Source organism: Sphingobium sp. TA15 (genome assembly GCF_037101235.1).
Lineage (GTDB): Bacteria > Pseudomonadota > Alphaproteobacteria > Sphingomonadales > Sphingomonadaceae > Sphingobium > Sphingobium indicum.
Genome location: NZ_AP025355.1, coordinates 1140492 through 1154670 on the forward strand (window position 1 = coordinate 1140492; position 14179 = coordinate 1154670).

Consider the following 14179-nt stretch of genomic DNA (forward strand, 5'->3'; position numbering starts at 1 on the left):
TGAGTTCATGTAAGGATATTCACATGCCAACAATCGCGATCATCAGCCAGAAGGGGGGGGCGGGCAAGACCACCCTCGCCTTGCACCTGGCCGCAGCCGCCGAGGATTCCGGGCATACCGCGCTGGTGATCGACCTCGACCCGCAGGCGACGGCGAGCCAATGGGCGGCATGGCGGCAGGACGTGCCCCCGGTCGTGATCGACAGCGCCCCCCCTCGCCTCGCCGCCAAGATCGAGCAAGCGACGGCGCAGGGCGCGGAGTTCATCGTGATCGACACCCCGCCCCATGCCGACAGCGCCGCCAGCGCCGCCGTCGAGGCTGCCGACCTGGTGCTGATCCCATGTCGGCCGAGCGCGTTCGACCTGGCCGCGATCAAGACGACCGCCAGCCTTGTGAAGATGCGCGGCAAGCCCGCTTTCGTGATCTTCACGGCGGGAAGCCCGACCGCGCCGCGCATGTATGAGGAAGCGACGCAGCTCGTGCAGGATTATGGGCTGGACGCCTGCCCGCACCGTGTTGCGGATCGCGCCGCGTTCCGTCACGCGGCGGCCGAGGGGAAAACCGCGATGGAGATCGAGCCGGACGGCAAGGCGGCAGACGAGGTGCGCCAGCTTTACAAGTGGACATGCGAGCATGTAAACATGCAAGCATCAACGAAGCGGAGGGCCAGCGCATGAGCCGGAAGGGATCATTGCTTGCATTGCGGGATCGCGATCCCGCACCAACGCCGGCGTCGGCCGAGCCGGAGGGAAGGGCGGCCGTGCCGATCGCCGGCAGCACTGGCGTAGGCACCGGCAGCAGTTCGAGCAGCAGCCCGGTTGCGCCGAGCCGTCAGGGCAAGAAGGCGATGACGGGCTATTTCAGCCCGGAAATGTCGTTCGCCATGCACATGACCGCCCGCAAGCACGGCATGAGCTTGCAGGACGCGATGGCCGAGGCGTTCAACGACTGGCTCCGAAAGATGGGGGAAAGTCCTGTAGGCAAGTGAGCATGTTCACATGCAAACATGGCAGTTAACGCCACGACACTGTCCTATTGCCGCCACGATTTTCGGCGAAGCAATCACGCTATGGTAGTTATTAGGCACGCGATCTTTCCTCGTGACACAGCTTCGGTGCTGGGCATCTGGCGTGAGTTCATCGCTAATTCGCCGGTCAATCTCGACTATCAGAATAATGACGCTGAGTTTGCAAACTTGCCTGGGAAGTATGCGGCGCCCAAAGGATGCGTGCTGCTTGCGGACCGGGAGGGGGAAATCGAAGGCTGCGTAGCGATGCGCCAAGTCACACACGAGATATGCGAGATGAAACGACTATATGTTCGTCCCCAGGCTCAGGGACGGCATCTTGGTCGCGCGCTCGCTGAACGTCTGATCGAGGAAGCTCGCACTGTGGGCTACAGCGAAATGAGGCTCGATGTGCAAGCGAAGTTCGTCCCCGCGCGCAAGCTGTATGAGACTCTTGGTTTCGTCGCGGCGGAGCCGATTTCCTTCAACCCGGTTCCCGGCGCATCCTTTCTTGGACTTCACCTGTAGTCGAGTCCGTAGCTATCGACCAGAAAGTGATAAAGCCGGATCAGTCGATATGTTTGCATGTGGACATGAACGCTTGTCCACATAAGGGATCAGCGCAGTGGCTTGCGTTCGTGCCGTTTCTTGCAGAAGCCTAGGAAAGCGGCGCGGGGGCTTTTCAACTCGGGCTTGCCCATGTCGTGCCACCACGACACCCATTCGTCATAAAGCGCATACACGTCATAGCCTGGCGCGGCCGTCTTGGCGTCGTGCATGGTTTCCGGGTCGATATAGGGCGCATCGTCGCCGGCGTTGGCGAGCGGATCGGGCTTGGACTTGAGGCCCGAGCGGTTGCGGAACAGGATCACGTCATCATCCATCGTCACCGCATAGTCGGGGAAATGGCCGTGGTCCGCGTCATGCTCGCAGACCTTCTTGACCAAGGCCCGAAACACCCGGAGCGGGCTGTTCGAGCCGCATTTCTTTTGCAGCAGCTCCAGGCCGATCTTCCATTCGTCCTTCACGCCGCAATGCTTGCGGGCCAGCTCATACATGCGCCGCTCGAACGGCTTGCGGAGCCGGAAATAGTCGCGGTGAAGCGTCAGAACATTCTTGCTGATGACCGAGCGATAGACCCAATCCGACAGGGTGATTTCCAGATCGAGCATACGGCCGTCGAACGTCTTGCGCGTGATTCTGGCTTCTTCGATCAGCCCGAAAATCCGCGTTTCCTCGACACCGCCCGTCTGGAGGCTCTGTTGCAAAAATCGTGAAGCTTGAGCATGCTTGGCGGAGATTGGACGGACGGAACGATGACGGATTTCAAGTGGCGCCATTTCCAGGGTGATGTGATCCTGTGGGCGGTGCGCTGGTATTGTCGCTATCCGATCAGCTATCGCGACCTTGAGGAAATGCTGGCGGAACGCGGCATTTCGGTCGACCATACGACGATCTATCGCTGGGTCCAGTGCTACGCCCCGGAGATGGAGAAGCGGCTGCGCTGGTTCTGGCGGCGTGGCTTTGATCCGAGCTGGCGCCTGGATGAAACCTACGTCAAGGTGCGGGGCAAGTGGACCTACCTGTACCGGGCAGTCGACAAGCGGGGCGACACGATCGATTTCTACCTGTCGCCGACCCGCAGCGCCAAGGCAGCGAAGCGGTTCCTGGGCAAGGCCCTGCGAGGCCTGAAGCACTGGGAAAAGCCTGCCACGCTCAATACCGACAAAGCGCCGAGCTATGGTGCAGCGATCACCGAATTGAAGCGCGAAGGAAAGCTGGACCGGGAGACGGCCCACCGGCAGGTGAAGTATCTCAATAACGTGATCGAGGCCGATCACGGAAAGCTCAAGATACTGATCAAGCCGGTGCGCGGTTTCAAATCGATCCCCACGGCCTATGCCACGATCAAGGGATTCGAAGTCATGCGAGCCCTGCGCAAAGGACAGGCTCGCCCCTGGTGCCTGCAGCCCGGCATCAGGGGCGAGGTGCGCCTTGTGGAGAGAGCTTTTGGCATTGGGCCCTCGGCGCTGACGGAGGCCATGGGCATGCTCAACCACCATTTCGCAGCAGCCGCCTGATCGGCGCAGAGCGACAGCCTACCTCTGACTGCCGCCAATCTTTGCAACAGAGCCAGCGGCACGGATGCGCGAACGACCTCGGATTCCCGCAATGCGTTGTGGCGGGTCAATGCGCCGATGTGCAGCGTGTCACCGCGCACTTCATGATAGGCGAGTTTCTGGATGCCATTGATATCGATGACCATCTCGGGCTGGGCGAGACGGAAATTCATCATCGCGACCAGGCTCTGGCCCCCCGCAAGTATCTTGGCCGCACTTCCATAAACGGTGAGGAGCTCAAGCGCCTCGTCGATCGTGTCCGGTCGCTGATATTCAAACGGTGCTGGTTTCATTCTGGTCCTCTGCGGGCCGGGCCGCCTGTCCGCACATGATAGGGCGCCATTCCGGACTGGATAGCGCTGCGAAGCTTAGTTGTTCTTACCGCCTTGTGCGATCCAGACACGCACAATTTCGATCTCACTATTCAAAAGCGGAGGCTGGCCGATCGGCATTGCATTGCCCTTGCCCCGCACCGAACCGTGCGTACCGAGGATCTTGTTCATAATATAGCTTTTGTCAGGCTTTCCAGGCGCTACGCGGAGCATAGACGTCTGCACCGAACCTACATTTGCAAGATTGGCGTAAGCATAGGCCGGTAACAAGACGAGGCCTCCGGACGGCACCGTCTCCTGATGACAAACCGCGCAATTTGTCTGAAAAAGCGGTATCACGTCGCGCTTGAAACTCACTATCCGCGCCGACGCTTTCGGTTGTGCGGCCGTCGCCGACCACCCTGGCATCAGCGCCGCCGTCGCCGCCAAGGTCGCAGCCACCGCACCGATCAAGCCAAAGCGTCGCATGGAACTGCCTCCCAACCTTCGACAAGCGCAGTTTGCGCCAACCAGTTCTTCACGATCACATCATGCTCACGCCAATCGACTTCGGCATGCGCTTGCGTCACCCGCGCACCGCGACGACGAAGCTCCGTGGCGGCGTCCTCCGCCGGCCGATCATTTATCATCAACACCGGCAAAGCCATCTCGCGATCCGGCAGCGACCAACCATGAACCCGTGGCCAGAAGCCGTTAATGGCGATGATGCCTTTTACTCTTTCGGGCCACAGCGCCGCAAGCATCAGCGACATGACCGCCCCCTGATCGTAGCCAAGAAGCGTGCAGGGCCGCTCCGATGCGTCCGTTCGCTCAAGCATCAATAATTCGAGCTGGCAGAGGCCATCGCCAAAACCGATCGGCTCCACCACCGGCGGTTCCATGCTCGAAAACCAGTTGAAGCAACCAAACGCATTGAGGCCCGCCCACCGCGCGGAGCGCGGCGCCACGACATGATAGTCGCCCAGCGCACTGGCGAAGGGCAGAACCTGATTCTGATCCGCTTCCCGGCCATGCAACGCAATCATCAGGCCATCGGCCGCATCAGCATGCCCTGCGCTCGAACATTCGAGAACGAATCGGCGGTTGATGGCCTCATCCCGCATCGGCTGCTTGGCGGCCAGGCTCATAACGTTCGTGTCGGCGAGGCGACTGCGCTGCGTGCCGCAATATAGCCAAACGTCATCCCCGCGCCGAGCGTTGCTCCGGCAGCCCAATAAGCGTCATGAGCGGGCGAGGCGATGCAATTGCCTGCTCCATAAAGGCCACTGATCGGACTTCCATCATAACGCAGCACCTGGGCGTTGGCATCGACAACCGGGCCGCCATTTGTGTCGAGCGTGCCGGCCGCGAGAATGATGCAATAATAGGGGCCCTTGGGCTGCAAGGGATAAAGCACAAGATTCTTGCCCAGCTCGTCGCCCCATTTCGTACCCTGCTTCGGCATGCCGTACACAGGGCGCGTTTCGATATCATAGGCGAAGTCACCCCGCAGGAAGTCTTCATCCTTGCCGGCCTCCGCGAAAGCGTTGAACCGGCTCACCGTTTTGGCAAGCCCTTCACGGAAAGTGGGAGCGAGCTTCACATTGCCCGTGCGATCAGACAATTCCGCGAGCCGCGCCTCGACCCCCGCGACCAGGGCGTCCCAATTCTCTCCCACGATCACAGCCGAGGAGCCGTCCGGAATATTCGGCAGCGGATGGACGCCGGCGAACAGATCGGCATTTCGCTGATCATATATGAAGAAAGTGAGCTGGTTTGGAAATTCGGCCCTGTTGGGATCATAATGTTGATGTACGCGCGCACGGTCATGGTAATTGCGCTTCTCGTTGAAGACACGATTCCCATAGCGATTGACAATGAACATGCTGTCGCCCGGCGGAATCCATACGTCGCTTGGCACGCTTACATATTCCAGCGCCTCTTCCAGCACGATCTCGGCGCGCCAGGCGCTTCCCATATTGCCAAGCTTCGCTCCAACAGCCCCGGCAATCGATACAAAGTCGCCAGTATTGGTCGGCACCCCGCAACCGCCATAGACCGGCCCTGTCTGATGGAGATTGAGCATTTCGCGATTATAGGTGAACCCGCCCGTTGCGAAGATCACGCCTTTGCGCGCGCCAAAGGAAACCTCCTTCCCGTCGTTCAGCGCCTCGACGCCGAGCACCGCGCCATCCCCGTCGGTAACCAGGCGGACAACCTGGTGGCTGGTGAGCAGGGGAATGCCATAAGCGTCGATGCGCGCCTTGATCTGGCGCATCAACTCCGCGCCGAATCCTGGCGACCCATCAGGCTTGATGGGTCCGAGGCACCGTCCGCGAGGCACCTTATTGTTGCCGTCGAGCACGCCATAGTCAGGCAGATCGGTTCCCTGGCCGTCGGGAAGGACATGAAAGCGGCCTATCTCGGCTGCCTTGATTTCCCGCAACATGTCCGTCATCGGCGACGCGTTGTCGTAAAACGCCTCAAGCAGTTTGTAGACATCCTCACCCAGGCCGAGCGTCGGTGAATTGCTGTCGAAAAGATGCGGATATGAATAGGCAGCGCAATAAGCCAGGAGCGAAGCCTTTGGATCCTCGATCCCCCGCTCCTTCAGCCTGAAATTATTGGGCACCCAGAAAGCCCCACCGGATTTCGCGGACGTACCGCCATATACCGGCGCTTTTTCCAGCATGAGGACCTTCGCGCCGTCCTTGGCAGCCGCAAGTGCGGCAACCGAGGCGGCCGCGCCGCTGCCGACCACGACTATATCCGCGATTTGGGTCCACTGCCGGCCCACCGCGGCAACAGCCGGAGCAGATGCCGCAGCACCCAGGGTGGAAACCGCCAGCCCCGCGCCGCCGGCCTGGATGAAAGCGCGGCGAGATAACCGCGATCGCTCTGCCGATTGCTTCAAGAATGCCCTCCACCGGTCGAACGACCCAAAGCCGCCGACCGTCTCTCCTGCGTCGAAGTCAATGCTCCGCCCTTCTTTTACCGAAGCGAGATCACGTCGCACCTCGATACAAGGAAAGGATAGATTACCAAATGGTCACATGTCAACCGCGCCTGATCTCCGCATCGGCAAGCACGAGAAGGCAAATGGGGCCATCCCGAAACATCTTTCGATGGGCGGCGCTCATGCTTCTAACGGACCAGGCGGGCGAAATTGCAAGCCCGATCGGCAATGCTGAATGGGGGGCCACCATTCGGCGCCAGGTGCCCCGGCGTGACTCATCTCCAATCGCGAGTCGCGTTGTGTTTGAGTTCTCCATCCATATAAAATTGGGCATCCACACGACAAGCGTCATGTGAATGCCCAACTAATCACTTGTATATATAAGATTATGCGCCGGACGGTGCGAAATGAATGCCGGGCGGTGCGAAATGAATGCCGGCCAGCGGGGTGAAATAGTTCGTGCATGCGTTGCGCTTAGAGAACTTCCACACCCCGTCACGGCGCTCATACTCATCCGTGAAGACCGCAGCGATAAGAATCGACTGATTACCTTCGACGAGATTTCCAAGGAGAAGGACGTCGCCAATACCATTTACCTTGTCCGCGCTCACAAATTCCAAGCGCAGATTGGTTCCATAATGAATACATTCGTGAAACATTGGCCAGAGTACGTTATTGGCCAAATCGAGGGCGCCTTCCGGGCCCTTGTAGGTGCCGATTCCCTCAATGGTCCACTCTGCATCATCCCACCAAATAGAAGCGAGACGGCCCTCTTGGCGCTTGTCTACGGCAATGAGCTTGTCAGAGTAGAGGTCCTGAATCGCGGCCCGGCTTGCAAGTCTGTCTAGATCACTCATTTTGTATCTCCTAGTTGAATATAATCCCGTAATCTTAGCAGGATCGAGGGCATCAAGGATTTAGGCCGCAGAAGACCAGCCGCCATCGATGAACAGTTCCGTTCCAGTAACATATTTAGCTTCGTCTGACAGAAGATATAGCGCCCCATAAGCGATATCGTTCGGCTCGCCAAGATCGCCCATCGGGATCTGCGCTTTGTACCATTCAACCTGCTCGGGCGTGACGTTCGCCTGCATCGGCGTCTTCATGCCACCAGGAACGATGGTGTTCACCCGCACCCCTTGCCCGACATATTCCAGCGCAGCCACCTTGGTCATCGCGCGTACCGCAGACTTGGTCGCCGCATAGCTGATCAAGCCAGGCTCACAGATGACGCTGACGAGCGAACTGATGTTTAGGATCGCACCATTTCCCGACTTCGCAATTTCCGGCGCAACCATCTTCAGGCCCAGGAAAAGCGCAGTCTGGTTGACCGCGATCATCTTGCTCCAGCCTTCGAGCGTCTCGTCCTGGATCATCGCGCCGTGGATGATGCCCGCGGTGTTGTAAAGCGTCGTGAGCTTCCCAAAGGCCCCAACCGCCGCCTCGACAGCCCCCGCCCAGCTCGCAGCATCGGTGATATCCAGCCGCACGATAGGGCCTCGCCCCCGCTTTCCTGAATCTCGGCCACGACCTTGTTGCCCATTTCGACATTCAGATCGGCGACGACGACCTTGGCGCCCTCCTTGGCAAAAAGCCGAGCCTGCGCTGCACCCAGGCCGCTCGCCGCGCCCGTTACGAGCGCGACTTTTCCTGCCATTCTGTTGCTCATCCTGTGCCTCCTAAATAGCTTGAGCGCGCAATTCAGACCCGCGTCGCTGAGGGTTCTTTTTTCCGATGCACAACAACTGGGCCGATCACCGGACCTTGATCCAAGCACAATTACCAGTTGGTAGTCAAGCTGGATTCTGAGGAACCGGACCGAAAAGTGAGACTAAATGTCCAAGTCCCCTGGCCCGCTAATGCTGCCCCTTTGCGCGCGGCACGCAGCCGCGCGCTTTCACTTTCTAATGCTGTGTTTTCACAAATAATATCAATGAGTTCAAACACCCACGGACCAGCCTCCGTCAATCGGCAGATCCACGCCAGTAATATATTTCGCCTCGTCAGAGGCCAGAAAAAGCGCGCCGTTGGCAATGTCGATCGGGTCACCGAGCTTTCCCATGGGGATCTGGCTTGTCTGCTGCTTCAGCACGTCAGGGGGGACATTCGCCGTGATCGGCGTGTTCATTCCGCCGGGCACGATCGTATTCACCCGAACGCCGCGGTCCACAAACTCCAGCGCCGCCGCCTTGCTCATGATGCGCACGGCCGCTTTGGTGGCACAGTAGCTGGCATTGCCGGCGGTGGGAAACATGCCGATCAACGAACTGATGTTGATGATCGAGCCATTGCCCGACTTCACCAGCTCGGGGATTGCCGCCTTGATTCCGAGGAAGATAGCAGTCTGATTGACCGCCACCATCTTGTTCCAGCCTTCAATGCTCTCCTCCTCGAAGCCGCCAGGATGAATGATACCGGCAGTGTTGGATAGAGTCGTAAGCCCGCCAAAAGCCTCGACGGCAGCGGCAATCGCATTATTCCAGCTCGCCGCATCGGTAACATCCAACCGAATGAAGAGCGCATCGCCACCAGCAGCCCTGATTTCGGCTACGACGCCCTTGGCCATCTCTTCATTGAGGTCGCCGATTACGACCTTGGCGCCTTCTTCCGCGAAACGCTTCGCCTGAGCGGCGCCGAGCCCGCTCGCTCCACCCGTGATGAGCGCAACCTTGCCTGCGAGTCTGTTAGCCATTCTTCATCCTCCGAAAATGCTCAACTGCGCGAATTGACTTCGCTTCAGCCTTGACCACATCGCCAGTGGCCCCATGTGCCTGGCACCAGCCTGAAAGATCAGAGCATACTTACCACATGGTTACAAGCCTGCTTTGCGAGAGGACGAAATGCCCTCTTGTCCAGCCGGGGCGAAAGGCGCTGGTTCATACTCTATGTTCTACAATGGCTTCCTTTACAGCGTTCGCGGCCTGCAATCTCCGACTCGAAGTGAAAAAGCCTACGCAGATGGCGCATGCCCTCCTTTTATCGAATCGCTTGGATCATGCAGGGGTTAATGATAATTACCATGTGGTCATCATGCCCATGGGCCAGATAAGGACTGCAATATGAATTTCACGATGTCGCCCGCGGAAACCATGTGGCGTGATCGGGTCCGTAATTTCATGAACGATGTGGTTCGGCCCCATGATGAGACCTATGCCGCGCAGCAGGCTAGTGGAGAGCGGTGGAAGACTCTGCCGATAATCGAGGAATTGAAGGAGCGCGCGAAAGCGGACGGCATATGGAATCTTTTCATGCCGCCGCTGGCCGGCCACAATCCCGTCGACAGCAGCTTCGAGTTCGTCGCTCCGGGCCTTACCAATCTGGAATATGCCTCCTGCGCGGAAGAGATGGGCCGCATCGAATGGGCGTCCGAGGTGTTCAACTGCTCCGCGCCCGATACCGGCAACATGGAGGTCCTGCACCGCTATGGAACTCGCGAGCATAAGGAGCGCTGGCTCCGGCCGCTGATGGAGGGGAAGATTCGCTCGGTCTTTCTGATGACCGAGCCGCGAGTCGCATCCTCTGACGCCACCAATATCGAAACCTCCATCGTTTGTGACGGCGACCATTATGTGATCAACGGCCGCAAATGGTGGTCTTCGGGCATAGGCGATCCTCGATGCTCGGTCGGCATTCTCATGGGAAAGACCGATCCTGATGCCCCGCGCCATGCTCAGCAGAGCATGATCCTCCTGCCGCTCGACACGCCGGGGGTTAAGGTTCTGCGAATGCTTCCTGTGTTTGGCTATGACGATGCGCCTCATGGTCATGGCGAAGTCGAGCTGAAGGATGTTCGCGTTCCGGTCGAGAATATGCTGCTCGGCGAGGGGCGCGGCTTTGAAATTGCTCAGGGGCGATTGGGGCCAGGCCGAATCCATCACTGTATGCGCACGATTGGCTTGGCCGAGGAAATCTTGAAGAAAATGGTGGAGCGGCTCCTTTCGCGCACTGCCTTTGGGAAACGCCTAGCAGAGCATTCCATCTGGGAGCAGCGGATCGCCGAAGCACGGACGTCACTTGAAATGACCCGCCTCCTATGCCTCAAGGCCGCCGACGTGATGGACAAGCTTGGGGCCAAGGCAGCACAAGCGGAAATCGCGATGATCAAGGTGGCGGGGCCGCATATGGCGTTGAAGATCGCCGACGATGCGATCCAGGCGCATGGCGGCGCGGGCGTCGCCGACGACTTCGGCCTTGCGCGCGCCTATGCACATCTCCGCACAATGCGCCTGGTGGATGGGCCGGATGAGGTTCACAACCGCGCGATCGCTCGCCTCGAAATGCGCCGCTATCGTCAATAGTTGAATTGCCGACCCTGTTATTCGGTCGCAATGACCAGCTAACGGCCTGCCGGTCGCGTTCAGGCGAACGGCAGGCCAAGCGCATGACCGACGCAGCGCCCAGGCGCATACGTCGGTAGCTGGCAACCCAAGCCCTACCGCATCAGCACCAGTTCCTCGGCCATAGAGGGATGCAGTGCTACGGTATCGTCGAACTGGGCCTTGGTGAGCCTCGCCTTCACCGCGATCGCGGCGGCCTGCAGGATTTCAGGCGCGTCGGGGCCGATCATGTGGATGCCGACCACCACGTCGGTCTCAGGATGGACGACCAGCTTGTAGAGCGCGCGCTCGTGGCGGTCGGCGAGCACATTCTTCATCGCCCGGAAGTCGGAGGTGTAGACCTTGACCTCACCGAGCTTGTTGCGCGCCTCGGCCTCGGTCATGCCCACGCCCGCCATCGGCGGATGGCTGAATACGGCGGACGGGATGCAGCCATAATCGACCCGGCGGGGATTATTGCCGAACACAGTGTCGGCAAAGGCCTGGCCCTCGCGGATCGCGACCGGCGTCAGCTGCACCCGGTTGGTGACGTCGCCCACCGCATAGATGCTGGCGCAGCTCGAGCGGTTGTCGTCGTCCACCTTGATCGCGCCCTTGGCGTCGAGTGCGACGTCGGCCGTCTCCAGCCCGAGATTTTCGGTATGCGGGCGTCGGCCGGTGGCGAATAGCAGCATGTCGGCCGGGATCGGCTCATGGCCGGTCATGTGCACCAGCAGCGAGCCGTCCGGTTGCTTGTCGACCTTCTCGAAGGCGACGTGGAATTTGAACTCGATCCCCTTGGTCATCGAGATCTGGAGCAGCCGGTCGCGGATCTGCTCGTCATAGCCGCGCAGGATCACGTCGGTGCGGTTGACCAGCGTCACATGCGCACCAAACTGGTGGAAGATGCCGGCAAATTCATTGGCGATATAGCCCGCCCCTGCGATCACCACGCGCTTGGGGAAGGTATCGAGATGGAACACTTCATTCGAGGTGATGCCATGCTCGGCCCCCGGAAAATGGGGTACGATCGGCCAAGCGCCGGTTGCGATCAGGATTTTGCCGGCGGTGATCGTCTGGCCCGAGCCGAGCAGCACCTCATGCGGCCCGGCGACGGTCGCCCGCTCGCGGATGATCTCGACCTTATTGTTGCCGAGCGTCTCGGTGTAGAGACCTTCGAGCCGCGAGACCTCGGCGAGCACATTGTCGCGCAGCGCCGACCAGTCAAATTCGCAATCGGGCACCTTCCAGCCAAAGCGCCGTGCATCCTGCAGATCCTCGGCGAAATGCGAGCCATAGACGAGCAGCTTCTTGGGCACGCAGCCCCGGATCACGCAGGTGCCGCCCACCCGATGCTCCTCGGCGACCGCCACCCGCGCGCCATAGGCTGCCGAAACCCGCGCCGCGCGCACTCCGCCCGAGCCCGCCCCAATGACGAACAGATCATAGTCGTAGGTCAACATCCAATAATCCCAACCAAGTAAGTGTTGTTTTTCTACAGCTAGAGGGCGCGCGCATCGAGTCGTCCGCCTCCATCCCCGAGCAGACCGCCGACTCCCATGCCGGCGATCACATCGCTATCCACGCCGAACCCAGCGAAGAGCCGCTCCAATATCAGATCAACTCCATTACGCAGGGGGCTACGTGCACAACCCGGCAACCCAATGACAGCCCGCCTGCGCAACCAACCGAGGCACAGGAGATTGCCGGGATCGACCGGCATTCCCACCCGCTCCACGCGCCCGCCCGCTTGTCGAATGGCCGCGGGGACCACATCTTCGCGGTCGGCCGTCGCCGATGCCGCCATGATCAGCACAAGATCCGCCTCCGAAGAGTCCGCGAGCAAATTGGTTAGAGCCGCTTCATCATGATCGCAGATCCACACATGATTCAAATGTCCGCCAAGCCTCTCGACTCGCTGCCTTATAACGGTTTCGGTCTTGGCGAGAAGCTTGAGGCTTACGCTGCCTAGACTGGTTTGCACGAGATTGACCGAGAGGGGCCCGAATGCAGCTATACGGACCTTGCAACCATCCGCGACTTGCCCCGCTGAGACAAGTTCGGCTCGGGGCACCGCATAGGGAATTATCTTGACGGTGCCTACCACGTCGCCCGCGCGCACCGGCGTCATCGGCGCGACGGCGGCGAATGTGATCGCCTCCGTTGCCCGATTGAGCTTGCCTATGCCGTCGGGTGCATAAACGAGAAGGCCGTTCGTCTCGGCGATCAGATCAGCCCGCCCATGGACGGGAGGTTCGGCGCGGACATGATCTCCGGCCAGCCTCTGCGCAATCGCCATCGCGACATCATTTTCACCAATATCGTCCGTATCGAGCCGAGCAACGGTGAGCGCTTCCAATCCCGCATGCCGGACCGCCGCCAGATCATCGCAATCGAGCACGCGCCCTTTTGGCAAGCGGCGTCCCGGAATCGAGAGGCTATGGGCCAGGATCGCACCCTCGGCCTCTTCCAGCGATACCCGTCCAAACCTCACTTCGAGCTCCGCAAGACTGTCGTCATCTCGGCCAGGATGGAAACGGCGATCTCGGCTGGTCCCGCCGCACCGATTGGGAGCCCTGCCGGCCCATGGATGCGGGCGAGCTCCTTATCCGTGAAGCCGGCGGCGCCGAGCCGCTCGAGCCGGGCAGCATGTGTTTTTCGTGATCCCAATGCGCCGATATAGAAGGCCGGCGAGTTCAGAGCGCGCGCCAGCGCCGGATCATCAAGCTTTGGATCATGCGTCAAACTGACTACCGCGGAGCCGCCGTCCGGGCGCCAACGATCAAGCGCTTCGTCGGGCCAATTCTCGTCTACAGGTTGATCAAATCGGGCAGCCGCCGCGAACATGCCGCGCGGATCGATAACGGTTGTCTCATAGCCCGCAAGGCGCGCCATCGGGACGAGCAGCTGGGCGATATGAACCGCCCCCACGATCGCGAGACGACGGCGCGGAGGATAGAGATTGAAGAACCATTCCTTCAGAGGGGCCGCATTCTCGCGGGTCGCACCGCTTGTCAGATCCGTCGCCAGACCCAGCGGCAAACCCTGCGCCCGTGCATCAACGATACGCTCGATCAGCGCAGGCGGAAAATGTGCCCCATCGACGGTCTGTAACAGGATGGAGATTCGGCCGCCGCAAGCAAGTCCCACCTCCCAGGCCTGCGCGTCAGCCACGCCATAATCCAGGCGACGAAAGCCGCCCCCTGCCGCAATCAATTCGAGAGCCTGAACGATGACGTCGCCTTCGACACAACCGCCGCTGACGGAGCCTTCGAAAATTCCGTCGTCGCGGATCACCAGATGGGATCCCGCCCGCCGAGGCGCCGACCCCCAGGTCTCGATCACTGTGGCAAGCGCGACATGACGGCCCGCCGCAAGCCATAGCGCCGCGGCATCTATCACGACATCCAGGTCATCCGCTGCCTCAGCCATGATCCCATTCTGATCCAAAAAATGCTGAACTTAAAGGA

Annotated in this window: 15 protein-coding genes and 1 pseudogene; 6 read left to right on the forward strand and 10 right to left on the reverse strand. The window is 60.1% G+C overall.

Annotation, left to right across the window (positions count from 1 at the left end; translation table 11 throughout):
• Nucleotides 1–23 precede the first annotated feature (23 nt).
• The 3 genes from parA (at nucleotide 24) to Sj15T_RS05755 (ending at nucleotide 1534) form a co-directional block, all read left to right on the forward strand.
• Nucleotides 24–677, forward strand: coding sequence for a ParA family partition ATPase (gene parA / locus Sj15T_RS05745; RefSeq protein WP_013041577.1), 654 nt, complete (start codon nucleotides 24–26; stop codon nucleotides 675–677).
• Entirely contained in the window at nucleotides 674–988 is a 315-nt protein-coding gene (locus Sj15T_RS05750) for a ribbon-helix-helix domain-containing protein (protein ID WP_013041578.1), read from the forward strand. The genes parA and Sj15T_RS05750 overlap by 4 nt, the downstream gene beginning before the upstream one ends.
• A gap of 126 nt (nucleotides 989–1114) precedes the next feature.
• The gene (locus Sj15T_RS05755; protein WP_231472260.1) at nucleotides 1115–1534 is read left to right on the forward strand and encodes a GNAT family N-acetyltransferase; all 420 of its coding nucleotides are present in this window, start codon (nucleotides 1115–1117) and stop codon (nucleotides 1532–1534) included.
• An 89-nt stretch (nucleotides 1535–1623) separates the two neighbouring features.
• Here the strand turns inward: Sj15T_RS05755 and Sj15T_RS05760 are convergent, their stop codons facing one another.
• Nucleotides 1624–2346 (reverse strand): replication initiator protein A, encoded by a 723-nt coding sequence (locus tag Sj15T_RS05760; RefSeq protein WP_338756209.1) that lies wholly within the window; start codon nucleotides 2344–2346, stop codon nucleotides 1624–1626.
• Between Sj15T_RS05760 and Sj15T_RS05765 the strand changes: the two genes are divergently transcribed.
• The gene (locus Sj15T_RS05765; protein ID WP_001389365.1) at nucleotides 2323–3087 is read left to right on the forward strand and encodes an IS6-like element IS6100 family transposase; all 765 of its coding nucleotides are present in this window, start codon (nucleotides 2323–2325) and stop codon (nucleotides 3085–3087) included. The genes Sj15T_RS05760 and Sj15T_RS05765 overlap by 24 nt on opposite strands.
• 119 nt (nucleotides 3088–3206) lie before the next feature.
• Nucleotides 3207–3458, forward strand: coding sequence for a hypothetical protein (locus Sj15T_RS05770; protein WP_041385897.1), 252 nt, complete (start codon nucleotides 3207–3209; stop codon nucleotides 3456–3458).
• A 36-nt stretch (nucleotides 3459–3494) separates the two neighbouring features.
• Here the strand turns inward: Sj15T_RS05770 and Sj15T_RS05775 are convergent, their stop codons facing one another.
• The 6 genes and pseudogenes from Sj15T_RS05775 to linX all read right to left on the reverse strand — a co-directional run bounded on the left by Sj15T_RS05775 (nucleotide 3495) and on the right by linX (nucleotide 9085).
• Nucleotides 3495–3926 carry a hypothetical protein gene (locus Sj15T_RS05775; RefSeq protein ID WP_013040168.1) on the reverse strand — a complete coding sequence of 144 codons (432 nt, stop codon included), beginning with the start codon at nucleotides 3924–3926 and terminating at the stop codon, nucleotides 3495–3497.
• Nucleotides 3908–4585, reverse strand: coding sequence for an alpha/beta hydrolase (locus tag Sj15T_RS05780; RefSeq protein WP_013040169.1), 678 nt, complete (start codon nucleotides 4583–4585; stop codon nucleotides 3908–3910). The genes Sj15T_RS05775 and Sj15T_RS05780 overlap by 19 nt, the downstream gene beginning before the upstream one ends.
• Entirely contained in the window at nucleotides 4582–6351 is a 1770-nt protein-coding gene (locus Sj15T_RS05785; protein ID WP_253720635.1) for an FAD-dependent oxidoreductase, read from the reverse strand. The genes Sj15T_RS05780 and Sj15T_RS05785 overlap by 4 nt, the downstream gene beginning before the upstream one ends.
• A 428-nt stretch (nucleotides 6352–6779) precedes the next feature.
• Complete coding sequence (gene linA, locus Sj15T_RS05790) at nucleotides 6780–7250, reverse strand: hexachlorocyclohexane dehydrochlorinase (RefSeq protein WP_013040172.1); 471 nt, start codon at nucleotides 7248–7250, stop codon at nucleotides 6780–6782.
• Nucleotides 7251–7310: 60 nt separating this feature from the next.
• A pseudogene (locus tag Sj15T_RS05795) lies at nucleotides 7311–8062 on the reverse strand (glucose 1-dehydrogenase).
• 270 nt (nucleotides 8063–8332) lie between these two features.
• Nucleotides 8333–9085 (reverse strand): 2,5-dichloro-2,5-cyclohexadiene-1,4-diol dehydrogenase LinX, encoded by a 753-nt coding sequence (linX, locus tag Sj15T_RS05800; protein WP_007682029.1) that lies wholly within the window; start codon nucleotides 9083–9085, stop codon nucleotides 8333–8335.
• A 367-nt stretch (nucleotides 9086–9452) separates the two neighbouring features.
• Here linX and Sj15T_RS05805 point away from each other — a divergent pair, with 367 nt between their 5' ends.
• Complete coding sequence (locus tag Sj15T_RS05805) at nucleotides 9453–10691, forward strand: acyl-CoA dehydrogenase family protein (RefSeq protein WP_007682027.1); 1239 nt, start codon at nucleotides 9453–9455, stop codon at nucleotides 10689–10691.
• A 134-nt stretch (nucleotides 10692–10825) separates the two neighbouring features.
• Here Sj15T_RS05805 and gorA read toward each other — a convergent pair whose 3' ends face one another.
• The 3 genes from gorA to Sj15T_RS05820 are packed head-to-tail and all read right to left on the reverse strand — an operon-like array spanning nucleotide 10826 to nucleotide 14141.
• The gene (gene gorA / locus Sj15T_RS05810) at nucleotides 10826–12172 is read right to left on the reverse strand and encodes a glutathione-disulfide reductase (RefSeq protein ID WP_007682024.1); all 1347 of its coding nucleotides are present in this window, start codon (nucleotides 12170–12172) and stop codon (nucleotides 10826–10828) included.
• Nucleotides 12173–12210: 38 nt separating this feature from the next.
• Nucleotides 12211–13203: a molybdopterin-binding protein gene (locus Sj15T_RS05815; protein ID WP_007682023.1), complete on the reverse strand. Its 993-nt coding sequence runs from the start codon at nucleotides 13201–13203 to the stop codon at nucleotides 12211–12213.
• A complete protein-coding gene (locus Sj15T_RS05820; RefSeq protein ID WP_007682022.1) occupies nucleotides 13200–14141 on the reverse strand; it encodes an XdhC family protein in 942 nt (313 codons plus the stop codon). The genes Sj15T_RS05815 and Sj15T_RS05820 overlap by 4 nt, the downstream gene beginning before the upstream one ends.
• Between the last annotated feature and the right edge of the window lie 38 nt (nucleotides 14142–14179).

What these genes read in the sequence shown, in the direction of transcription:
- Sj15T_RS05780 (WP_013040169.1), bottom strand. Translation starts at nt 4,585, where the DNA reads ATGAGCCTGGCCGCCAAGCAGCCGATGCGGGATGAGGCCATCAACCGC.
- linX (WP_007682029.1), bottom strand. Translation starts at nt 9,085, where the DNA reads ATGGCTAACAGACTCGCAGGCAAGGTTGCGCTCATCACGGGTGGAGCG.
- Sj15T_RS05775 (WP_013040168.1), bottom strand. Translation starts at nt 3,926, where the DNA reads ATGCGACGCTTTGGCTTGATCGGTGCGGTGGCTGCGACCTTGGCGGCG.
- Sj15T_RS05820 (WP_007682022.1), bottom strand. Translation starts at nt 14,141, where the DNA reads ATGGCTGAGGCAGCGGATGACCTGGATGTCGTGATAGATGCCGCGGCG.
- parA (WP_013041577.1), top strand. Translation starts at nt 24, where the DNA reads ATGCCAACAATCGCGATCATCAGCCAGAAGGGGGGGGCGGGCAAGACC.
- Sj15T_RS05750 (WP_013041578.1), top strand. Translation starts at nt 674, where the DNA reads ATGAGCCGGAAGGGATCATTGCTTGCATTGCGGGATCGCGATCCCGCA.
- Sj15T_RS05760 (WP_338756209.1), bottom strand. Translation starts at nt 2,346, where the DNA reads ATGGCGCCACTTGAAATCCGTCATCGTTCCGTCCGTCCAATCTCCGCC.
- linA (WP_013040172.1), bottom strand. Translation starts at nt 7,250, where the DNA reads ATGAGTGATCTAGACAGACTTGCAAGCCGGGCCGCGATTCAGGACCTC.
- gorA (WP_007682024.1), bottom strand. Translation starts at nt 12,172, where the DNA reads ATGTTGACCTACGACTATGATCTGTTCGTCATTGGGGCGGGCTCGGGC.
- Sj15T_RS05805 (WP_007682027.1), top strand. Translation starts at nt 9,453, where the DNA reads ATGAATTTCACGATGTCGCCCGCGGAAACCATGTGGCGTGATCGGGTC.
- Sj15T_RS05765 (WP_001389365.1), top strand. Translation starts at nt 2,323, where the DNA reads ATGACGGATTTCAAGTGGCGCCATTTCCAGGGTGATGTGATCCTGTGG.